We start from the raw sequence: 22,285 nt of genomic DNA, 5'->3' as shown, positions 1-22,285 counted from the left end.
CCCACCACACACAACAAAAATGCGTAAGTCCCATTGAAGATCAAATCATTGAAGATCAAATAAAGCACTTTACCTGATGCCACTGCTGGGACTCATCCTGGCAGTAATAGCATCCTTCCCACCAGGCGCACTGGACGTAGGTGAGTTCAACTAACCGACTCTTAGAAGGCTGTTCGTCGCTGAGTAGTTCCACAACCTCCTCTTTGCGATCGCTCATCTGGACAGCAACTCGATTGAGCGTTTCTTGAAGTTCAGAGGAGGCTAAAGTGTAAACGGTTTTCACGTGAGTACCTTATTAATACTGCCAAACAAAAAAGCAAATTCATAAGACTAAATTCACAAGACTGATGACTGCTTTCAGAAGACATTTGTTTCGAATACAGATTGTTTCTATCTGTATCAGTTGTAACCTGTCGAGGTGCCGGCAAAAATGCCTCCTTAGCATTATTTAAGAAATATCGATCACAACATCGTTGAGCAGTTTGAGCAAAAGTTTGTGCTGAAAAATACGGTTAGACAGCAAAGTTTTCAATTCGATCGCAGCTTAAGAAATGTTGTGAATCTGAATCTAGAGCCAAACAGGGCATCAAAGAAGCGATGAATAAAATTATGAACTTAATGAAAATTTGCTTAATATTTGCTTACATAATATAGGAAGCACTCATCAAATGCAGATCAGGAGATATTTTAGTGAGCGGAATTTTTAGAAGTTTAGCGGGAACGGTTGGCGGTTTGTTTAGAATTCTTGGCGGCATACTGGGTGCGATCGGTGGTCTATTCCGCTCGAAATCTCAAGAGGCTCAGCCCGAAGCCCCTCAGCAGACAGGAGCCTACTTTTTGAATGCCGATGATGCTGTGAGCTTTGGCAACATTGAGTACATGCGATCGAGCACATCGACGCGCAGAACTTTCCCCAAGGCGAAGTTGGGTGAAGACAATGCTTTTGTGCAAAGCGTTTCCTCTATGAAGAAGGCAGACATGAAAGCACAGGCGATCGCTGAAGCTAAGCTTCCCTCCTTGTCTGAGCAGCCCAAGACCGAGCGTCGTCGAGCTGACAGCAACCTGGATATGTTTCGCAATATGGCTCGTGAGCTGAAAAAAGAGTAGCGTTTCCAACTTTCCTAATTTGTAAAGCTAACGGCAAGCTAATTCAAAAACTCACGAGTTTTTGAATTAGTAACGCTCCTAGAGACCTTCTAAGCTAATCTGGGATTGTCAAATGCGTTAGTCAAACCAGGAGTCACCTTTGGAACGGACGTTTTTAGCTATAAAACCCGATGGCGTACAGCGGGGTCTAGTCGGCGATATCATTTGCCGCTTTGAAACCAAGGGCTTCACTCTAGTGGGTCTAAAGCTAATGAAAGTTAGCCGTGAGTTGGCAGAGCAGCACTATGGCGTTCATCGAGAAAGACCCTTTTTTGCAGGTCTAGTCGATTTCATTATTTCAGCGCCAGTTGTGGCAATGGTTTGGGAAGGCGATGGTGTCATTGCATCTGCTCGCAAGCTAATTGGGGCAACAAATCCTCTGATGTCTGATGTGGGAACGATCCGAGGCGATTACGGCGTCAGCATTGGTCGGAATATCATTCACGGATCAGATGCGCCGGAAACCGCTCAACAAGAAATTAGCCTCTGGTTTAAAGAAGAGGAGCTAGTCAGCTGGCAGCCTACCAGTACACCCTGGCTTTATGAGTAGAATCTGCTGAGTAGAGCCTGTGTCCGAATTTCTTGCCAGAGCCGTATCTACTTCGCTTGGGACAGGCTTTTCAAAGATCTAAAAATAAAGCCTAAAAATTCCTGCCGCTTTGCTAAAGATGGCAGGAATTTCTTTAAAGGCTAGTCTAGCAACCGTCAAGGCGGTTAGGACAGAGACATTTATGGGTGGGGCGCGAAGCGCCCCACCCATAAATGTTCTAGGCAAACTAGCGACAGCTGTGATCTTGATGATGAGTTCGGCAGCGCTGAACAAACAAACGTAAAAGAGCGATCGCCTATTCCACCGAAATCTCCTGAGGATCAGGCTGTGATTCGAGTTTTGATTCAGATAGGGAAGGCATACTAGCCTCACCATTCAACGATTCAGCTAAAGTCGGCAATTCCGTTCGTTTAGAGAAGCCCCAAGTGAAAATTACGGCGATCGCTGCCACCATCATCCACTCTGGGGGCACAAAATCAGGCTGAATTACCCGTAGAAGCAGCCGCAAACCCACCAGTGCTACAGTCGTGTATCCGGCATCTTCTAGATGCACAAACTCGCTTAGCCAGCGGATAAATAGCCCTGCCATAAAGCGCAGTGTGATCACGCCAATGAGTCCGCCTGTGAGAATTAGCCAAGTCTCTTTGGAAATCGCAATCGCCGTGGTGACACTATCCAGCGAAAAAGCCAGATCGGTGACAGCAATCATTGGGATAGCTTGCCACAAACTCGCGAATTTTGGCCCATGGTGGGGATGCTGTCCCGATTCATCGCCGTCACTGGAGGTGAAATACTGAAACACTAGCCATAGCAAGTAGGCTGCGCCCAGTAGCTCAAACTGCCAGAATTTGACGACCCAGGTTGCCGTCAAAATTAAGCCCACCCGCAGGAAAAAGGCAACGACTAGACCAAGGTTGAGGGCGCGGCTCTGCATCTGCTGGCCTTCCAGCCCTTGGGCGATCGCTGCCAAGGCAATGGCATTATCTGCCGACAAAACAACTTCGAGTGCCACCAAAACGGGCAACAATAGCAAGGTATCAGCACCAATATTCGATGAAAAGCTCAAGAGTTGGTCTAGCATCAATCAAGTACAAAGAGTCACGATCGAATCACAAAAATGGACGCTGCTCAGATTTCATATCAGGCATTCGTACTCGCCTGAAGAAGATCAGAGAGGGCGAAATTTTTATCCTCTCACCCTTCAGCTTAACGTCTAAACTGTCAAGATAGACTGTCAAAAACTGATCGAGGTCTTCTATACTCTTTCAGAGGTGATCCCGGAGGGCAATCATTAAGAGGCGGCTTGGATTTTTTGCCGCCGACTCGCCCTTTCTCTATCTCTACCCCCATACTGTTCCCTTTACCTACCCCGTGATTTCCCTTGTCAGCCCCTTCTTCGCTCCTCCCTACCCTTCTATCTGAGTTCAAATCTCGTTATCCTATGGGCGCGATCGTTGCTGAACTTTCGACGGTTCATGAGGGTAGCTATGTTGTGCGTGCCCTAATCCAGATAGGCAACACTTCTTTTGCCAGCGGTATGGCGACCGCGACTGATATTGAATTAGCAGAAGACCAAGCCAAGATCAGAGCTTTACAGGCTTTTGGGATTGCTGCTAGTTCACCTCAGAGCGCTCCGATCCCTTATCCGGCTTACGAGCCGCTGACCCTGGGTGAAAGCGTTGCAGCTCAGAGTTACTCCCAGTTCGTCCCATCCCCAGCCTTACTCCCCCTAGATCCGCTACCGCAAGATTCTTCGTCCAAAGTTTTATCGTCTAAAGAAGTGCAGCATCAGGAGGCATTCAAGGCTGAAGTTGAGGTAAATCCCATGACCGATCCTGCGATCGCTCTCCCCTCCGAGCCTTCTTTAGCTGATTCTCTTCAAAATCTAGCCGAGTTCAATTCAATCCCAAGCTTTAATCTAAGCAATCCAGGACTGCCGCCGCTAGAATCGCCGCCAAGCAATCCAGACAGCCCGGAAATAGTGCCTCTACCCGGTCTTGAATTCGACAATATTTCAGAGCCTGAGCCTCCCCTTAATTCTTCTCCTGAGCCTGAGCTTCCCCCTGCTAAACCTGAAAAGTCCGCCAAGCGAAAAACTGAACCCAAGCCGTCTACCGAGGCAACAGATTCTACAGAGGTATCTGAATCAGGCGATCGCTCCAACGAAATTGCCAGAATTGGAGTTGAAATGAAGCGGCTAAGCTGGACAACTGAGCAAGGACGTGGCTATCTGAAGAGAACCTATGGCAAGCGATCGCGCCAAGAGCTAGACGATATCGAGCTCCTAGATTTCCTGCGGTTTCTAGAAGCGCAACCCTCGCCATCACAAACTCTTTTCTAGTCTTACAGCTTTCTAGTCTTACAGCTTTCTAGTCTTACAGCAAAAAAGAGCCAGAATTCAGAGTGCCTTCTGGCTCCTGAATTCTGGCTCTTTTTTGCTGCATATCTACATCAGTTTCTAGATGCCTACATCAGCTTCTAGCCAATCAGCGCTGCATCAGGGCGGCTACCCACGGCTCGCTTATCAATCACTTGATCAATCAAGCCATACTCTTTGGCTTCAACCGCAGACATAAAGAAATCACGCTCAGTATCTTGCTCAATGCGATCGAGGGGTTGGCCAGTGTGATCTGCCAATCGCTCGTTCAGCATTCGCTTGTGATAAAGAATTTCCTTCGCCTGAATCTCAATGTCAGTCGCCTGACCCTGTGCTCCTCCCGACGGCTGGTGAATCATAATGCGAGAGTGAGGTAGGCTCATGCGCTTACCTTTTGCCCCAGCGCTCAGCAGAAAAGCACCCATGCTTGCCGCCAGACCTACACAAATCGTGCAGACCTCAGGACGAATATGATTCATGGTGTCAAAAATGCCCAATCCTGCCATCACCGAGCCACCTGGCGAGTTGATGTAGAGGTAGATATCTTTCTCTGGATCTTCGGCTTCTAGAAACAGCATTTGCGCCACGATCAGGTTGGCAAGATCAGAGTCAACTTGCTGTCCCAAAAATACAATTCTTTCTCGGAGTAACCGAGAGTAAATGTCAAATGCTCGCTCGCCGCGACCAGACTGTTCGATAACGGTAGGAATCATGGAACCTTTTTATGGTGTAGCTTTGTTTATCATTCTAACGATCGCCCGCTCCTAGAGAGATACAGAGTCGGTTATCCGTACTCATAGTCTTGAGCTGTCAAATTTGAAGTCTAATTTGATGACCATATAGCTCAATGCTGACAACTCACTCAGAATCAGGCAACTCTCCCTCTGGCTCCGTCAATAAATTTGACAAAAAAGACTGTAGCTTCATCCGGTGAATGTAAGGCCAGCCTCCCTCTGTCTCAATATCCCGCAGAAGCGCATAGAGTGCCTGTCGATTGTCCGGCAGAGACTTCTGGAACAAATCATCTCGAATGCCTTGATGCAGAGCCTCCAGAAGCCTCAGTAGAGCCAGCAGCTCTGAACTTTTGCCCTGATAACTTTGGGCAGTCGTATGAACTAATGCAGCAATCGCGCTCAGATCGGGATGCTCAATCTCCTGACCCATGAATAATTCCTGATGCCCTGTTTCCTCCAACCCACTCATATTTGCCCCTTCCCCAAAGCTGTAGACTCAACCAGTAAACTCAAACACAAAAACCTGGTTTCTGAAAACCTAATCAAAATTTCTACAGGTTCCGCACCTGTAGCTGCCTACTTAGGCATTACTTTAGCTTCAATTTACACAACTTAATAGAATACTAAGATTGCACAAGTGTGCAAAACTCTCGGAGCTGGGGCTGGATTCCTTGCTGTACATAGCGTTAATGTTTTATTCATGATTTTTTAGCCTATGGAAGTTAATGAACGGTCAAAATAAAGGCTGCAAGGTCTTGTAAAATTCAGTACTGGAGCCTCAAGGCAAGCCAAGCCTAGGCAACCAGGGCTTAATACTTATTAATTAAACGGTTTAGGGTTCCATACTAGAGACTAGAGGTTGACCATGAGGTATCGTGCTTTAATTGCTGCCTTGGTAGCAGTATGTTTGGGTTTTTTGACTGCTTGTAGCGATGGCGGTTCAACAACCGCAACTGCTGCGCTCACCTATGAAGACATTAGAGGGACAGGTTTGGCAAACTCCTGTCCTCAGCTCGATGATGTGGGTCGAGGCTCTATTGCACTCGATCGCGATAAGTCTTACACCATGTCCAGACTCTGCCTGGAGCCAACTAGCGTCTTTGTTAAGGAAGAGCCGACCAGCAAGCGCCGGGAAGCACAGTACATCCAAGGCAAGGTGATGACGCGCTACACGTCTACGATCGACCAGGTGAGCGGCAAGCTCAAGGTCGATCCCAATAAAGGCCTGACGTTTGTTGAAGAAGACGGATTTGATTTCCAGGCAGTCACCGTCAAAATGCCCAATGGCGAACTTGTCCCCTTTCTGTTCACCATCAAGGGTTTAGTCGCTTCCTCGGAGGGAATCGACGGCATCAATACCTCAACTGATTTGGTTGGTGAATTCAGAGTTCCTTCTTATCGGACGTCCAATTTCCTTGATCCTAAGGGTCGAGGCCTAACTTCAGGCTACGACAATGCCGTAGCGCTCCCTTCTCGTGCAGACGATGAGGATTTGCTCAAGGAAAACCTGAAGCAATTTGAAACAGGTAGAGGCAAGATTTCTCTTCAGGTTGCCAAGGTAGACAGCACCACGGGTGAAATTGCCGGAACGTTTGAAAGCATCCAGCCTTCTGATACAGACATGGGTGGAAAGGCTGCCTTAGACGTGAAGATTCGCGGTTTGTTCTATGCCAGAGTTGATCCTGAGGAAGTTTAGGTTGTTAGCGATTTTTTGACTAGATTCTAGACTGAGGTTTTGATTTAGCAAGTTTTTGACTGACTAAGCTCAATTGACCAAGTTTTGGAGAGGGGGGCGATCGCTCCCCTCTTTTTCATAAGCCACTTCCTACGGATTCAGAATCTTTGAAAATTCTTTTATGAGGTTAGAGTTTGAGTATTTTGGCATCAGATCCGTAAATTTTACGGCTTGAAGCACAATCACTTAATCTAGCATCTGGCAAGAGTTTCAGCGTCTATAGCGCTATTTCTAGCACCTAGAAATTCTGAGGGTAATGACAAGATCAGATAGCAGGATCAGAAGAGGTTCCGTGAAAATGCCGTTGTTGCAGCTCTGCAAAAAGAATATTTTTGATTTGCAGACCTAAAAGATATTAAATTCATCTCAGAATTCTGGCTCAATACAGAATGCTAAGGGCAAAATTTAAGGCTATCTATTAGGTTGAAATAAACATTGTTGAAGTGCTTTTTTAGACTGCATTTCAGCTCTAATATTCCCTTCATTGAGTTACTTTAACTTTAGATTGTGGCAGTATCTAACTGTGATGAAGTGTATTTCAGAGAGTAGCAAGCGCTCTGCATCGGCCTTACGCTAAGTTGGCTTACACTAAGTTGGCTCGCATCAAGCTTGGCTAGTGCCTCAAACTCTATCTTGCACTCAGCATCTACTTGCAGCTCCGTCTACCTGAGAATCGTCATGCTTACTCCAGTGCCTCAAGAATTGACCGCTCAAGAACTTACCTCAGTTGCCACTGAACTCAAAAGTGAGAGCTTGCAACTGCTCCGAGAATATTACAACTCGCCCTGTGCCGAGATTCGCAATCAGCTTGTGCAACTTAATTTTGGGCTGGTGAGGAAAGAAGCCCATCATTGGGTTAACCAATGCACTGAAGGATACGACGATTTGCTGCAAGTCGGCAGCTTGGGATTAATTCGGGCAATCGAGCGGTTTGATATCACCAAGGGACACGCCTTTAGCTCTTTCGCCATTCCCTACATTCGCGGCGAAATTCAGCACTATCTGCGAGACAAAGGCTCAACGGTGCGGATTCCCCGCCGCTGGCAGGCAATCCAGCATCAAGCTGCCCTCATTAGTCGCGATCTCCATACCCAGCTCCACCGTCAGCCTACCGATGCAGAAGTGGCGAAGGCTTTAGAAATTTCTGTGGCGGAATGGCAGGAGATTAAGCTTGCTCACCGCAATCGCGCTCCGCTGAGCCTGGATGCCCCAATGCATAACGAAGAGGAAGGGGCCGCTTCTCTGGGCGACTTGGTGCCGGATGTGCAGTATCACAGCTTTCAATTGGCGCAAGAAGATCAGATTCGGTTGCAGCAGTCTCTAGTGCAGCTTGAAAACCGGACGCGCGAGGTGTTGGAATTTGTCTTTTTACATGATTTGACTCAAAAAGAAACCGCAGAGCGTTTGGGCATCAGCTCTGTCACAGTTTCTCGGCGCGTGAAGAAAGGGTTGAAATCCCTGAGAAAGTTGATGGCGGGCGCGGTGACCTGTTAATGTTCGTCTATGAGCGTTAGTTCCGCAGGTTCGCCCGAAGCGGTTCGGGACTTTCTATCCCCATGCCAGATGTCCCATCCTTAAGCGATCGCTATCTTACGCTGATTGACCAAATCGTGCAGATGACCCTCAAAGGGCAGATTCGATCTAAAGAGCAGGTCTTTCAGATGCTTCAAGAGGGTGTGGATGTTGGGACAGGCGAAATCTTTGAGCGGTGCTTGGGCGATCGTCTCACAGTCACTCAGCAGCAGGCAGACAGCCGCGACGATGAGCTGAAGCAAGCCAAAGCTACCCGCAGCCTCCGAGCGCTTCAGACAATTCGCGGTGAGTGGGAGCGCTGGCAGACCCAAAACCAGGTTGCTGCCGTCTTGGATACGGCACTCCGGCAAATGGCTACCGCAGACGATCGCCTCAATGTTTTCTTGCGAGTCACCGATCCTAATCTGCCCAAGCCTTTGAATCTGGCTCAGCTTCAGCAGCTTGCCAAAGAACTGCGGCATCAGGAGTCTCAGCCCTCAGCGGAGCTACAGCCTGAAGTTCAACAGGAGCTTCAGCAGATTTCCCAGGGCGTTACGCGGGGTTTGGAGTCTTGGAGTCGTTTAGAAAATCACTTGGTGAGCTGGATCTATGACCAGAGCCAAGGGCAGTTGGGCTTTGGAGGGGCACCAGGCGATCGCGGGCCCTGGATGGCATGGGCGAAGCAGGCAAACGGTACCCTGAAGTCGCTGTTTCAAGCGCTGGCGCTGGGGCAATCTCCGGTTGAGTGGGTAAGGCAGCAGAGCGGGTTTGGCTTAAGCGATTTTGTGGAGATCGCGGTCGTGCTTCGCTGTCTGCAACAGGGCTTAGTGAACTGGTTTGACAAGCTGGTTTACGATTCTAAGGTGGGCGCAAAGCTGTCTATTTCTACTTTTTTGGGATTTGCTGTCACCTGGTCGCAGCTGGCAAATGGTTTTGGTCAAGCGGTAATTCCTCGACGCGATCGGCTCGTTAACGGCTGCTTTCAGATGACGCTGCAAATTTTGCGGGTGTTTGCCCAGCGCTCTTACTTTCCGCTGTATGGCAATATTTTTGCGTCTTTTTCGGGAGAGTATTTGCGAGATGCCTTGAGCTATCTGGACGAGCCGCTGCGCCAGGAAGAGGGGACGCAGGAAAAAGCGCGAATTCTTACATTGCTTGGATCTTCGATGCGGGCGCTGGGACAAAGTGAGCGGGCGATCGATCTGCATCAGCAAGCCCTCGACATTGCCCGCACTGCTGCCGATACCGCCTGTGAGATTGCTAATTTGAACCATCTGAGCCGTGCCTGTGTCGCCCAGTCTAGCTATGCTGAAGCGATTAATTACAGCCAACGCGCCGTAATTCTCAGTCGTCAGAAGGGCGATCGCCTAGGCGAAGCCAATGCATTAGCCAATTTGGGTTACAGCGAAGTATTCCAAGCACAGCAGCTTGAACAAACTGACCCCGATCGATTTGAGATGGCAATTGATCGGTTGCAGCAGGGGCTAGAGCTGTCAGAAAAGTTGGGCGATCGTCAGAGTCAGGCACTCTGTCTCAGCAGTTTGGGCATTGCTCAGATTTTGATAGAAGCGCCCCAAGAGGCGATTGGCTACCTGGAAAAAGGTATTCAATCCGCTCAAGTGTCAGGGGATGTTTACTTACAGGGACAAAATTTAGCCTACCTGGCTGAAGCCTACTATCGGCTGCAAAATCCACCTCAGGCAGTTCAGATGGCTTGCTTGGGTATGTATTTACTAGAGCAAATTGGCTCTGTAAGCTGGCGGCAACCCGCAGGTTTGCTCACCGTCCTGCGCGGACAGTTGGGCAAAGAAGCGTTCGACACTTTGTTGAAGCAGAAGCGATCGGAGATTATTGCGGCGATCGGCGTGGATGGCTATGATCACTTACCTGACTTGTTAGAGCTGTACTCTAGCTGAGGCTTGAGGGTTAGCCGAGGGCTAGACTTTGACGATCGCCCCAAAGTCTGCCAGTATCCGCGCATGGTTTCGCAGTAGCCCCAGCAAGTTGAGGCGATTGCGGCGAATTTCTGGATCGGCATCCATCACCATAACGCTTTGCGCTCCATCAAAGAAGTTCTGGATCACAGGTGCAACCTCAATCAGCGCTTCGAGTAGTTTCTGATAGTTGCGCTCTGCCTGGGCGGCACGAGTTTGGGGCACCAGCTTGACGATCGCCTCATAAAACGCCTGCTCGGAGGGCTGTTGAAACAAGCTAGGACGGACGATCGCCAATGGCTCTAGCTGCACGGTATCTAGATCACCCTGGGCTGCCAGCCGAGACGCACGATTCACCGTTTCATAGATAGCATCCAAGATTTGATTCTGGCGAATGCTTTGTAGAAACTGAGCGCGGTCGCGCACGTCCAGTGGGTTTTGCAAAGCGCGATCGGCATACTCTGGATCGCTGCCTAGCACCGCATTCACCAGGTCGTAATCAATACCTTGATCTTCTTGAAGTAAAGTCCGCACCCGCTGTAGGAAGAAGTCTCGAAGCTGTTCGTTGAGGGGAACTGTGGCTGCTTTAGGGTAAACTGCCACAAAGTCAGCAGTAACCTGTGCTAAGAGACGATCGAGGTTAAGCGCCAGATCGGCTGACCAGATGATGTTAAGCACAGCATTGGCAGCACGACGCAGGGCAAATGGATCGGAAGATCCGGTAGGCAGCATCCCCAGGCTAAAAATTCCCACCAGCGTATCTAGGCGATCGGCTAGCCCTACCACCTGACCTGTCAAGGTTTGCGGCAGATCGTCCCCTGCGCCACGGGGCAGGTAATGCTCAAAAATTGCGGTTGCCACTTCGGGAGATTCACCGCTGCTGAGGGCATATTTTTGCCCCATGGTGCCCTGCAATTCCGGAAACTCGCCCACCATCTGAGTCACGAGATCAGCTTTGCAAAGCAGCGCCGCCCGCTGAATTATCTCCCGCTGAGCGGTGCTGAGCTGAAGCTGGTCGGCAATGCGATCGCCCACTCTAACAATCCGATCGACCTTTGCCCGTACCGAGCCTAAATCCTCCTGAAATGTGACAGTCTCTAGCCGCGGCAAGTAGCTTTCTATGGGCTGCTTGCGATCGGCTGCAAAGAAATATTTGCCGTCCGACAGACGCGCCCGGATAACGCGGGCATTTCCAGCGGCAACGATATCCGCCTTAGCTGGATCGCCATTAGAAATGGTGATGAAGTAGGGCAAAAGTTCGGAGGAACCTTCTGCCTTAACGACTGGGAAATAGCGTTGATGGCTCTCCATCTCCATGATCACGACTTCGGACGGTAGCTCCAAAAATTCTGAGTCAAATTTGCCCGTCACGGCAGAGGGAGATTCCACTAAATCACGCACTTCCTGAAGCAGACTGGGCGTAATCACGGCATAACCGCCCACGCGCTGCGCCGCCGCCTGGGTCTGGCTAACAATTTCAGCTTGTCGAATCTCTGGATCAACTTCGATCGAGGCGGCTCTCAAATTCTCTAGATACTCAGAGGCATGGGCGATCGCCAGTGGCTCTGGATGTAAAACGCGATGCCCTTGGGTGAGGCGATCGCTAGTAACGCTTTCGGAGCCATTGATCAGCGTTAGCGGCAGCACGGCATCATCTAAGAGTGCCACTAGCCAACGAATCGGACGAGGAAACCGTAGGTCGCCATCGCCCCAGCGCATGAACCGCTTGCCTTCCAAGCCAAAGATCCATTGGGGCACCTGTTCGGTCAAAATATCGGCACTAGGACGACCTGCAATCTTCTGATTGACAAAGATGAAATCGCCCTTATCCGTCGATCGCACCTCGAAAGCATCCAACGACACGCCCCGCGATCGGGCAAACCCTTCTGCCGCTTTGGTGGGCTTTCCGTCTTTAAAGGCGGCTTGAACAGAAGGCCCTTTCACCTCTTCTTCTCGATCGGGCTGTTGCGACGGCAATCCTTTAATGAGTAGCGCTAGTCGTCTGGGCGTTCCGTAAACCTCAATGGACTCAGGCATAAGGAAAGTTTCGCTCAAGCTGACAGGAATGCGCGATCGCCACTGCCCCAACGCCTCTTCCACAAAGCTTGCAGGCAGTTCTTCAGTCCCAACTTCCAACAGAAACGTGACCATACGCACCAGTAATTACATCTAGAGGGTTGAAGAGCGATTGCCGCAGGCACAGTAAGACGCTCAGCCTCATTAGTTTACTGGCACATTAATGCTACTGAAAACCCATACGGCAGTGAACTCGGCGATTGTTTCAAACCCGTACAAACCCTGAGTCACGCAATCGGCTCCATGGGCGCTCCGCATTTCCCTCATTGAGGCTACTCTCTGACAAAAGATAGAGTGGCAGCGCAGGTCAGTAAGGATACAGATTACAGCTCAGTTACTTCACTGACTCTTTACTGCGATCGGGTGTAAAAAACTACAGGTCATTCGCCATAACTAAGAGAGCAGTTTTAACAAATTCGCTTGACTGCGTCTGTTATTCCCTTATTCCTCTGTTAATGAAGCTTCAGTCATGAGTCATTCCCATTCAACCATTCCCTTCGTCGATTTTAGTCATCAACATCAGCCCATTCAGGCTCAGCTAGAGCAGGCTATGCAAAATGTTCTTCAGCGAGGCGACTACGTCTTAGGGCAGGCGCTTCTAGAATTTGAGCAGACCTTTGCTCAAGCCTGTGAAGCTTCTTACGGAGTAGGTGTTGCATCGGGAACAGACGCTATTGCCCTGGGTTTGCAAGCCTGTGGCGTCGGTCTGGGCGATGAGGTGATTTTACCAGCTAACACCTTTGTGGCGACGCTGATTGGAGTGATGCGATCGGGCGCAACGCCTATTTTTGTAGACTGTGATCCCCACACCGCGCTCATTGACTTGACGGCTGCCGAAAAAGCCATCACAGTACGCACTCGTGCTCTAATTCCAGTGCATTTGTATGGTCAGATGGTTTCTCCCCATCGCCTGTTAGATTTAGCCAGCACTTACGACCTGCTGATTTTTGAGGACGCAGCACAGGCGCACCTAGCAGAGCGAGAAGGCTATCGGGCAGGCTCGGTGGGCATTGCAGCCGCCTTTAGCTTCTATCCCAGCAAGAATCTGGGGGCATTTGGCGATGGCGGGATGCTGGTGACGCAAGAAGAAATTGTGGCGCAAACAATGCGATCGCTGCGCAACTATGGGGCAACCCGCAAGTATTTTCACACGGACTATGGCACCAACAGCCGTTTGGACACCCTACAGGCAGCGGTTTTGAACACAAAGCTGCCGCATTTGCCGAGCTGGAATGCCGATCGCCAGCGCATTGCTCAGCTGTACGATACCCTGCTTGCGCCCTTGGTCAACTATGGCATTATTCCTATTGCCAATCACAGTGCTGAGGGTCACGTTTATCATCTTTACGTGATCCGAGTGCTAGAAGACTGTGCGATCGATCGCACTACTCTGCAAACTGGACTAGCCCATCTGGGGATTCAAACTGGCATTCACTACCCTATTCCTTGCCATCTTCAGCCCGCATTTCAGCACTTAGGATATGCTGCAACAGATTTTCACCATGCCGAAATGCTCAGCCAGGAGATTTTATCGCTGCCTATGTATCCAGGGCTGGAGGAAAGCGACGTGAGACAGGTTGTCTCTGCGATTGAGAGCTTGGTGGGTTTTACAGGACAGGGGTGTCTTCACTCAACCCAATCTCCTTCTTCCCTCATGGTGGGGTAACGCATCTGTTACATAACGTATCTGCGTAGAACGCACCTGTGTAGATTGAGTATAGATTTTGATACAAAATGAGAGCGGTATAGAGGTTAAGAGCCACACTCAGCCGCTTTCCCATTTCTCTTTTTTAAGAACATTTAAATTCGGCTTCGCCATTCAGCATAAATTATGTACTTTTGATATCAAGCTTTGAATGCACGCTACATTAGGGCTGTAGAGCTTAGATGCTTTGCAAGAGACGTAAACGCGCTGCCATCAGGGTTTATGTTTCCTATACAGGGGTTGCCTGAGCTGCAAAATAGAGAGACAGTTGCCTGAGAATTTGTTAACATGTGCAAATATTACAGTTCGTAAAGTCATTTAAGAATGCTCATTATTATATTTCTCGTCATAGGTCTGATTGCGTGGGCACTGCATCTGATGCAGGAAGCAATTCAGCGCCGCGAATTTTCCTTGATGCTTGCTGGTTTCTTGGTGTCTTCAACGGCAGCAGCCATGATGGCAGTCTATTTTCTAGTGAGTCATTATGTGGGATACATGTCTGAAATGACTGAGCGTGCCTATATTTCGAGTCAGCCCTATGAGCCGATCGAGTGGGCGACTTTTAGTGAGTCCTTGGGCAAAGGTGCTACAGATATGCCGCCTGCTTCTTTTGAAAGGTAGAGGCTGATTCGCGCATCTCTGCGAACACTGCGTAGAAGTTAGATAAGAGTCTGCGACCGGAATCTATTTTTGCAATGCGATCGCCACACTTCAGATCGCAATGTGGAGAGTCTGTCACAAAGCTTTGGCATTAGCTATCAAACTGGGCAAACGAGAATCTGAAACTGATCCGGGGAAGCACTACTCGCGGCTGAATTTTGGGATGGCGATATCAGGTTAAAGCTCATCAGTTTTACCAAATTCTCCCGTAAAGTATGGCAACCGCCAAGGCGTTTAGGATGGGGAAATTATGTTGGGGGGCGAAGCGCTCTACCATAATTTCTTAAGCAAACTGGCGACAGCTGTATTTGAAAACAATAAAGCAGCTGCAAAATCTAGTGCAAAATTTTGCAACAGATGATGCCAACTTAGAGTCATGTGTTAGAAATACTCTCGTGCAAAGTTATTGCGATCGCCGTTTAGGCTGCAAATATGAGTTTTAGTGCTGACCTAAATTCAACCATGACCGTGAAAAAACTCTGCTGAAACTCTAGCTTTAGGGCAGCCGTTCATGTAGACTCTGCCTGACTGTACATTTTGTCCTGCAACCCGGATTACCGATGCCCCCACAGCTTTACCATCTAGCTGCCTTCGCCATATCCACTGCTGTTGTGCTGCTGACCACACCGCTTGTTAAAAAGATTGGATTAAAAAGCGGTTACTTCGACCCACCTGGCGGTCGAAAAGTGCATCAGCATCCAATGGTGCGCCTAGGTGGTGTGTCAATTTTCTTGGGAACGCTAATTGCGCTACTGCTAGTTTGGTGGCTGGGCGGATTTTCTGATTTATCCCCCGATCGAGAAAGCGAGATCTGGGGCGTTACCCTAGGCGGATTGGGCTTCTTCTTGATTGGGCTAGCAGATGATTTGTTCTCGCTCTCCCCATTTCTCAGGCTCTTGCTTCAAACTGCGGTAGCCTATTGTGCCTGGTCTGTGGGCGTACAGATTGAGTTTCTAAGTATTCCTTTCCTGGGCTTGACAGAACTACCCATCTGGATCAACCTGCCTATCACTATAATTTGGCTGGTGGGCATGGCAAACGCTATTAATTGGATTGATGGGTTAGATGGGCTGGCGGCAGGTGTGTCGGGCATTGCTGCCGTAGTTATGCTGATTGTCTGTCTGTTTATGAATCAGCCTGCTGCTCTGATTGCAGCCGCTTTGGCAGGAGGCGCGCTTGGGTTTCTCCGCTACAACTTCAATCCGGCACAAATTTTTATGGGGGATGGGGGAGCCTACTTTATGGGCTTCACGCTGGCTGGCGTCGGCGTAATTGGTTTGGTCAAAGGTTTAACCACCGTTGCGGTTTTGTTGCCCTATCTGATTTTGGCAGTCCCTATTCTGGATATGTCAGCGGTGATCATTGAACGGCTGCGTCATGGAAATTCGCCCTTCAAGGCAGATAAGCGCCATTTGCACCATCGTCTGCTCAAGGCGGGCGTCCCCCATCGATTCACGGTCTTGTTTATCTATGCGCTGACGCTGTGGGTAGGCAGCCTAGCTCTGGCGTTCTCAGGGGTGCCTAGCGGCATTGTCTATGCGATCGCTGCCACAGCTCTGCTGAGCTACACAGGATGGCGAGTTAGAAAACACGCAAGGCAGTGAGTGAACCACATGAGTGAAGTGGATCAGAATGAAACCAGCCAGAGCGCCGAAATTATTTCAGTAGGCACAGAGCTATTGCTCGGCGAAATTTTGAATAGCAATGCCCAGTTTTTAGCCCAAGAGCTGGCTGATCTGGGTATTTCTCATTACTACCAAACGGTGGTGGGCGATAACGTACTGCGACTTCAAAAAGCGATCGCCATTGCCTGCGAGCGATCGTCTCTGCTGATTTTTACCGGGGGGCTAGGCCCAACGCCAGACGACTTAACAACCGCAACCCTTGCCGATTTCTTCGGAGCAACCTTGGTGGAGCGTCCAGAAGTTCTGCAAGACATTGCCGAAAAGCTGACTCGACGGGGGCGATCGATGGCTCTCAGCAACCGGAAGCAGGCATTGCTGCCGGAAGGCGCTGCCATTCTACCTAACCCGACCGGAACGGCTCCCGGTGTAATTTGGCAACCTCGGACTGGAGTGACTATCCTCACCTTTCCAGGTGTGCCCAGCGAAATGAAGGCAATGTGGCGACAAACTGCTGTACCTTACCTCCGTCGCCAAGGATGGAGTCAGGGGGCAATCTACAGCCGCACTCTGCGATTTTGGGGCATCGGTGAATCGACTCTGGCAGAGAAGGCATCTGCCCAAATTCAGCTCAAGAACCCCACTGTGGCTCCCTATGCCGGGAGGGGTGAAGTCCGACTCCGCATTTCTACCAAAGCCGCAACCGAGAGCGAAGCGCTCCAGCTGATTGCTCCGGTAGAGCAGCAGTTGCGAGACATCGGCGGTCTAGATTGCTACGGCACAGATGATGACACTTTGGCGGCAGTGGTGGGCGATCGCCTCAAAAATTCTCAGCAAACTGTTTCGGTCGCAGAATCCTGCACGGGCGGAGGGCTGGGCAGCCTTTTGACGGCAATTCCAGGCAGCTCGGCATACTTCTGGGGCGGCATTATTTCCTACGATAATCGGGTGAAGGTTAATCTACTGGGCGTGGATGCCAACGTTTTGGCACAACAAGGAGCTGTGAGCGCTGAGGTTGCCTGTCAGATGGCGGTGGGAGTACGCGATCGTCTAGGCACCACCTGGGGTTTGAGCATTACGGGTATTGCTGGGCCAGATGGCGGCACAGACACGAAGCCCGTAGGGCTGGTATACATTGGGTTAGCAAGTCCTGACTCTGTAGAGAGTTTTCAGTATCAATTTGGGACATTCCGAGGACGAGAGACAGTGCGGGAATTGAGTGCTTACACTGCTCTAGATCTGCTGCGACGGAAGCTCATTCTTGCTACTGCCACCCCGTAGCGGCTGTGCTAATGACTGTTTTGAGATCGGGCGTGATTTCCAGCACGTAGCCGAAGGGCGAACTGCCAGACGTAACCTGAGTCATGGCGGTGCCATCGGGTCGGCGAGGAGCATAGTAAGACTGGGCGTTGATGACCAGATTTCCGGCGGCATTGACTGCTAAGTTGGCGATCGCCAGACTGTTAGTCTTGCCGCTGCTCAGAATAGCCGATAGATAAACCGCCTCCGTCATTTCTCCAGTCGCAGAATTCAGTTTTGCCAATACTGCCACCTTTGCGCCGCCGCCAGAACCATAGCTCCTCAGCCAGGATTGGGTAGCCCTGCCGCTGACCCGTCGAAAATCTTGATCGGGTGTGCCCTGAGTGCCATCGACGCTGAACACGCCGTAGAGGCTGCTACCGCTCCAAAATAAGCCGTAGCCGCGACCGTCCGTGCCTGTCACTTCATAACTCGTCTGCGTCCAGCGATTTGTGGGATTGCTGCTGTCAAAACTAATGACGATGGGGTCTTGATTATTGCTAGAAACTTGCTGGGTGCCAATGTAAATGGTTTGGGTGCCTAGCTTGAGGCGGGCAGCTCCCGTAGCCGCGATCGCCCCTTCGCTGTCGCTGGGCGAAAACTTTGCGGTGCCAGAATTAACGGCAGCGATCGCTGGAATCGTATTGCTTCCTGGAATTGCATTGTTTCCTGAAATTGAAGCACCAGCGATCGTCCCAAAATCAGTGGCATCGATCTGGCGACTCTTCACGCCTCTGAGAATAACCAGGTACTCGCCTGTGGACTTGTTCTGAATCAGAACATCCTTTCTCTGATCGCCTTTGCCTTGACGAATCCGCAGATCTGCAAACTTCACGCCTGTGAGGTGTAGAGTATCCTGTCTATCGGTGAAGTCGCCGACTAGAGTGGCTTGGGCGATCGCCCTTGACCCCCATTTTGGACTCAAGACAAAGACATCGTTGCCACCCTCGCCCCACAGCAAATTTTTGCCGCTGCCGCCCGTGAGCAGATCGTTACCATTGCCGCCTCGTAAGGTGTCGTTGCCGCGATCGCCATATAGCCGATCGGCTCCAGCCAGACCCAGCAGCTTGTCATTGCCATCGCCGCCCCGCAGCACGTCATTCTCGGCGGTGCCTCGCAGAATATTGTTTTCGCGATCGCCCGATCGCTCGACAGCTCTTGCCAAACTGCCCTGACCTGATGGGAATCCTCCCAGAGACAGGAAGGAATGAGAGGGTGTTAAAGGGTTGACGGTCGTCTGGGGCGTCAGTGCATAGGCATGAGAAATCGAGGGTTCTGAAAAAACCATGACTCGCAGTTCCTTAATGATGAGGTTGAACAAGCTCTGGTGGTTGCACCCAAGATTACGTGCTCCCGTTGTAGCGAACCTGCCCAGCCCCGTCATCCGAGAATTTCCCGAAGCCTCCAGCCCCGAAGCCTCCAGCCCCGATAGCTTACTCCTGCTATCCCATGGTTTTGCCGCCAACCGGAATTAAAAAGCAACCGTGAATTCGCCATGTTTGATCACGTTGCTGCTGCATTAAATATACGGCTCTTACCAACTCGCCCTCAGCGCTCATCAGCATCACCTTTTGGGCGGGCAAACCCTGCACCATAGTCATGTCTTCAAACACCACCGATCGCGGACGGTAGACAGAAGGATACGCTGTTTTGACCATCGCCAAGAAAACTTCTGGCGTACCGAACTGCTCTTGAATGGAAGGACTCGCCAGCGAGAAAGATGCTTCGGCATCATTGTGCTGAAAGGCTTGAAGCTGTGACTCAATCAGGAAACGGATGGTGTTGCGATCGCTAGAAGTCAAGGACACAGGTAGATAGGGGTGAGGGTCAGTGGTGTTTTGCGTGCTAGATATCGAATAAGTCGCGATTTTCCCGCAGAAACTGAGGCGGAAGATCTGGCTTTTTCAGCGTTGTAGGTGGGCGATCGCTACTCCAACTCCACCAAGCTGTGCCGCAGGAACATTCATAAAATTCTTGCCATCTGCGCCGACGGTCTTCTGAGAAAACGGGCGATCGACGGTTGATCCAAACTTGCTCTGCCCCCGTAGATGACGTTCGGCAGCTTGGACAACAGAACTCGTGGGCATGGACAGCAGTCTGAGTCCAGTCAGGCGGGTTAGGAGCAAATGCATCCATGAAGCGCAGTGGGTGAGGGGTACTACCCACTATCCTACATTGATACTTTAGGAAACCTAGTGATTTTGTGAGGCGGGAAGCCCAAAGCACCTGGGCTTCCCGTTAGTTTATCAGCCCTTGCTAGGGTCTAAAGGAACTGATTAGCTGATGCGGGTAAAGTCAGTTCTAGTGAGACTATCCGCATCGGAATTACGCAATGTGGCTAACAGATCATTGCCTAAGCTAATCAAGACATTGCTTCCAGACTGTTCGATCGTCAACCTACCGAAAGTCAAGTTTCCAGAGAGTCCCAGTTTGTCTTGGCGTTCGGCAAAGTCTCTGATCAGGCTGTCGCCTCGACCTGTTTCCAACGCTGCCACATCTCTGCCTCTGCCCAAAGTCATGACATCAGAGCCAGCGCCGCCATAGAGAGTATCGTTGCCGTCACCTCCTAGCATTCTGTCGGCTCCGCTGCCGCCCTTCATCAAATCGTTGCCTGTGCCGCCGTCCATGCTGTCGTTGCCGACATTGCCGCTCATGTCATCATCGCCACTCAATCCGCGCAGTACGTCGTTGCCGCTAAAGCCGACCAGCACGTCATCGCCCAGATTCCCCCGGAGGCGATTGCTGCCGCTGGTGCCGTTGACTTGACGACCGCCGCTGAGGATGGCATCAGTCCGAATGCTGAGGTTTTGAATTCTGGTGTCTTGGGCAGCAGAAGTGTCCTGTTCACCAAAGGTTCTCACCTGACGCAAGTACTCAGCCAGGGCATCCTGTTCGGTGCCCGCCGCAGCAAAGGTAAACCCGCCAGCAGGCAGGGTGGTTGCGGAATCAATTCTGCCGTTGCGGTTCAGGTCGGTCGTGGTTTCGCCCGTTAGGTCAACCCGGTTTGCCAAAGCTGCATTTTCATTAACAAACCGGAAGAAGGGATAGCCGTCACCGCCAGCGGTGAGCGTAGTACCTGCCAAAAAGTTGAGCGTCACCATGCGGAAACTGCGGCTAGGATCGCCGACCACAGCCCCATTTTCCACCAGCACATCGATGATTTTGTCGTTGTCATTGACGATCGCCAGAGATCGAATTCTTTGTCCCGGCGTGGTGACGCTGCCATCGGTTGCCAACACCTGCGCCGTGCGAGTTGCATCGAAGCTGAACTTTAGCCCAGAAACTTGCGGGAAAGCGCCAGGAGTTGCACCTGCTCTCACCCCAGATACGCCGTTTTCTAGCAGCTCTTTGAGCTGAGACGCTGTCACGGTGATCAGCGAGAGGGCATTGTTAAACCGCAGCGAGTTCTCAATATCGAGCTGGGAGACATCGCCTGTAGTTTTGTTGGGAGCTAGCGGGTTGGGTTGGGGGGGAAGCCTTTCCACATCGCTGTTATCTGTCGCGCCGGAGGCAGCAGAAACTGCGCCAATGTTGTCGCGGATGCCGCCACCGTTTTTCAGAGAAATCACGACGGTGGGGTCAATTTGCCGCACGTAGGCTAAGTTGGCATCGGCTGTGAGGTTGCCCAGGTTGGTTTCTTCGGTGCGAACAGAATTGCGATCGCCATTCAAGAAAAACGTGGTTTTGCCCGTGATCAAGTTGTCTTTTTGCGAAATTACGCCCCGCAGACCGTCCGTGATGGCTACAACGTTGGGGTTAGACCGATCTCTAGGGTTGACATCGCTGCCATAGACGCGATCGACTCCTGCCCCATCGGTGGCAAAAGCGCCATTCAAGGTGGTATTGAGGCTGCTGGTGTCAACGATGCCGTTGTCATCAAACGACAGCACCAAGCGACCTACATACTTGTAGTTGCCCTCTGTGTTGACGACTAAAACGGGTTGTCCCGAAGCGGAGGTTCTAACCGTGGGATAATTGCCTCCAGTCGTGTCGCCCGATCGCAGCGTGTCGTTAGCGTCAGACAGCAGCGTATTCGATCCACCCGCAATCAGCACATCCACATCTTTGAGACGACGCGCCAGCTCATCGCGCTCGATCGCCAACTGCTGCATGTGGGCTACCAGGACAATTTTGTTGATTCCGGTGGCAGCCAATGCATCGACAGACTTTTGAATTTCAGCCGCTAGCGCATCATAGTCCGTGGGGTTGGAGGGCAGAATGCCGATTTGCCCCGAAGAGGTGATTTGTCGCAGGGTAGGCGTAGTCGCTCCGACAATGCCAATGCGTTGATCGTCGGCTGTGCCTGCTACGCCATCATTTCCGGTAACGGTGATGACCGTACTCTCCGCTAGCCGACCTCTGATAGAACTCGCTTCGGCGGTGGCTTGATTGGCGGCCAGATCGGTCGATCGCACATTCCCCAGCGTAATCTCCGGGCTAAAGTCTAAGTTGCTGCTGAGGTAAGGAAAATTGGAGCCAGGGCTACCGCTGCCCGATCGCAGCGCATCGCCGAACTGCCGTACACCTAAATCAAGATCGTGGTTGCCCACCGCCGAGGCTTGAATGCCCAGCTCGTTAAGGATAGCAACATCTCCTCGACCAATCAGCGGACTGGTTGAGGTTCCCAATCCTCCGATGCCGTTAAGCGCCGGATCACTGGATGCATACAGAAATGGGCCTGGAATGGAGTTATCTCCAGAAGAGAGGGTGATGGTGTTTGCCAGAACGGTCGAAGAAACGCCGTATTGTCCGGTGGTGCTGGTTCTGAAGTAGTTGATGACGGCAGAAAAGCCAACGGCATCCTCTACGGCTGCAATGCCGCCTTCAAAATCAGAGGCATGGAGAATCTGGAGAGTTGTGGGCATAAATTTGGGGTGCTTTTAGAGGAACTTGTCGAGTCAACTGTATTGATGCACGATCCTCAAAATTTCATAC

19 protein-coding genes are annotated in these 22,285 nt (G+C 50.8%); 10 read left to right on the top strand and 9 right to left on the bottom strand.

Annotated features, from left to right (window positions below; translation table 11 throughout):
- Positions 1-55 precede the first annotated feature (55 nt).
- On the bottom strand, positions 56-283 hold the full coding sequence (locus AC5JMP_RS07525) for a hypothetical protein (RefSeq protein ID WP_495850828.1): 228 nt from the start codon (positions 281-283) through the stop codon (positions 56-58).
- 407 nt (positions 284-690) lie between these two features.
- Here AC5JMP_RS07525 and AC5JMP_RS07520 point away from each other — a divergent pair, with 407 nt between their 5' ends.
- Together AC5JMP_RS07520 and ndk are read left to right on the top strand one after the other, a co-directional pair.
- Positions 691-1,107, top strand: coding sequence for a hypothetical protein (locus tag AC5JMP_RS07520; RefSeq protein WP_495850827.1), 417 nt, complete (start codon positions 691-693; stop codon positions 1,105-1,107).
- A 139-nt stretch (positions 1,108-1,246) separates the two neighbouring features.
- Positions 1,247-1,696: a nucleoside-diphosphate kinase gene (gene ndk, locus AC5JMP_RS07515; RefSeq protein WP_495850826.1), complete on the top strand. Its 450-nt coding sequence runs from the start codon at positions 1,247-1,249 to the stop codon at positions 1,694-1,696.
- Positions 1,697-1,991: 295 nt separating this feature from the next.
- On the opposite strand, the gene AC5JMP_RS07510 is transcribed toward ndk, so the two are convergent.
- Positions 1,992-2,777, bottom strand: coding sequence for a TerC family protein (locus AC5JMP_RS07510; protein ID WP_495850825.1), 786 nt, complete (start codon positions 2,775-2,777; stop codon positions 1,992-1,994).
- A 300-nt stretch (positions 2,778-3,077) separates the two neighbouring features.
- Between AC5JMP_RS07510 and AC5JMP_RS07505 the strand changes: the two genes are divergently transcribed.
- A complete protein-coding gene (locus AC5JMP_RS07505) occupies positions 3,078-4,037 on the top strand; it encodes a slr1353 family protein (protein WP_495850824.1) in 960 nt (319 codons plus the stop codon).
- 137 nt (positions 4,038-4,174) lie between these two features.
- Here AC5JMP_RS07505 and clpP read toward each other — a convergent pair whose 3' ends face one another.
- Both clpP and AC5JMP_RS07495 read right to left on the bottom strand, forming a co-directional pair.
- Positions 4,175-4,786: an ATP-dependent Clp endopeptidase proteolytic subunit ClpP gene (gene clpP / locus AC5JMP_RS07500; RefSeq protein WP_495850823.1), complete on the bottom strand. Its 612-nt coding sequence runs from the start codon at positions 4,784-4,786 to the stop codon at positions 4,175-4,177.
- Positions 4,787-4,931: 145 nt separating this feature from the next.
- Positions 4,932-5,237 carry a hypothetical protein gene (locus AC5JMP_RS07495; protein ID WP_495850829.1) on the bottom strand — a complete coding sequence of 102 codons (306 nt, stop codon included), beginning with the start codon at positions 5,235-5,237 and terminating at the stop codon, positions 4,932-4,934.
- A 435-nt stretch (positions 5,238-5,672) separates the two neighbouring features.
- Between AC5JMP_RS07495 and AC5JMP_RS07490 the strand changes: the two genes are divergently transcribed.
- From AC5JMP_RS07490 to AC5JMP_RS07480, 3 genes are all read left to right on the top strand, one after another.
- Positions 5,673-6,503, top strand: a complete 831-nt coding sequence (locus AC5JMP_RS07490; RefSeq protein ID WP_495850822.1) for a photosystem II manganese-stabilizing polypeptide — start codon at positions 5,673-5,675, stop codon at positions 6,501-6,503.
- A gap of 717 nt (positions 6,504-7,220) precedes the next feature.
- Complete coding sequence (locus tag AC5JMP_RS07485; protein WP_495850821.1) at positions 7,221-8,036, top strand: RNA polymerase sigma factor SigF; 816 nt, start codon at positions 7,221-7,223, stop codon at positions 8,034-8,036.
- A gap of 62 nt (positions 8,037-8,098) precedes the next feature.
- Complete coding sequence (locus AC5JMP_RS07480; protein ID WP_495850820.1) at positions 8,099-9,970, top strand: tetratricopeptide repeat protein; 1,872 nt, start codon at positions 8,099-8,101, stop codon at positions 9,968-9,970.
- A 21-nt stretch (positions 9,971-9,991) separates the two neighbouring features.
- On the opposite strand, the gene glyS is transcribed toward AC5JMP_RS07480, so the two are convergent.
- Positions 9,992-12,139, bottom strand: a complete 2,148-nt coding sequence (gene glyS / locus AC5JMP_RS07475) for a glycine--tRNA ligase subunit beta (RefSeq protein WP_495850819.1) — start codon at positions 12,137-12,139, stop codon at positions 9,992-9,994.
- A gap of 394 nt (positions 12,140-12,533) precedes the next feature.
- Here glyS and AC5JMP_RS07470 point away from each other — a divergent pair, with 394 nt between their 5' ends.
- The 4 genes from AC5JMP_RS07470 to AC5JMP_RS07455 all read left to right on the top strand — a co-directional run bounded on the left by AC5JMP_RS07470 (position 12,534) and on the right by AC5JMP_RS07455 (position 17,332).
- A complete protein-coding gene (locus tag AC5JMP_RS07470; protein ID WP_495850818.1) occupies positions 12,534-13,730 on the top strand; it encodes a DegT/DnrJ/EryC1/StrS family aminotransferase in 1,197 nt (398 codons plus the stop codon).
- Between the two features lie 363 nt (positions 13,731-14,093).
- Positions 14,094-14,390 (top strand): hypothetical protein, encoded by a 297-nt coding sequence (locus AC5JMP_RS07465; RefSeq protein WP_495850817.1) that lies wholly within the window; start codon positions 14,094-14,096, stop codon positions 14,388-14,390.
- 599 nt (positions 14,391-14,989) lie between these two features.
- On the top strand, positions 14,990-16,033 hold the full coding sequence (locus tag AC5JMP_RS07460) for a glycosyltransferase family 4 protein (protein WP_495850816.1): 1,044 nt from the start codon (positions 14,990-14,992) through the stop codon (positions 16,031-16,033).
- Positions 16,034-16,042: 9 nt separating this feature from the next.
- Positions 16,043-17,332: a competence/damage-inducible protein A gene (locus AC5JMP_RS07455; protein ID WP_495850815.1), complete on the top strand. Its 1,290-nt coding sequence runs from the start codon at positions 16,043-16,045 to the stop codon at positions 17,330-17,332.
- On the opposite strand, the gene AC5JMP_RS07450 is transcribed toward AC5JMP_RS07455, so the two are convergent.
- From AC5JMP_RS07450 to AC5JMP_RS07435, 4 genes are all read right to left on the bottom strand, one after another.
- A complete protein-coding gene (locus AC5JMP_RS07450) occupies positions 17,316-18,638 on the bottom strand; it encodes a calcium-binding protein (RefSeq protein ID WP_495850814.1) in 1,323 nt (440 codons plus the stop codon). The two genes, AC5JMP_RS07455 and AC5JMP_RS07450, sit on opposite strands and share 17 nt — an antisense overlap.
- A gap of 154 nt (positions 18,639-18,792) precedes the next feature.
- Positions 18,793-19,158, bottom strand: a complete 366-nt coding sequence (locus AC5JMP_RS07445) for a DUF4864 domain-containing protein (protein WP_495850813.1) — start codon at positions 19,156-19,158, stop codon at positions 18,793-18,795.
- Between the two features lie 37 nt (positions 19,159-19,195).
- Positions 19,196-19,486 (bottom strand): hypothetical protein, encoded by a 291-nt coding sequence (locus tag AC5JMP_RS07440; RefSeq protein ID WP_495850812.1) that lies wholly within the window; start codon positions 19,484-19,486, stop codon positions 19,196-19,198.
- A gap of 140 nt (positions 19,487-19,626) precedes the next feature.
- Complete coding sequence (locus AC5JMP_RS07435; protein ID WP_495850811.1) at positions 19,627-22,215, bottom strand: 5'-nucleotidase C-terminal domain-containing protein; 2,589 nt, start codon at positions 22,213-22,215, stop codon at positions 19,627-19,629.
- Positions 22,216-22,285 lie beyond the last annotated feature (70 nt).

Source organism: Drouetiella sp. (genome assembly GCF_059504425.1).
Note: the sequence above shows the minus strand (reverse complement) of the source record. Positions and strands in the feature narration are given on the sequence as shown.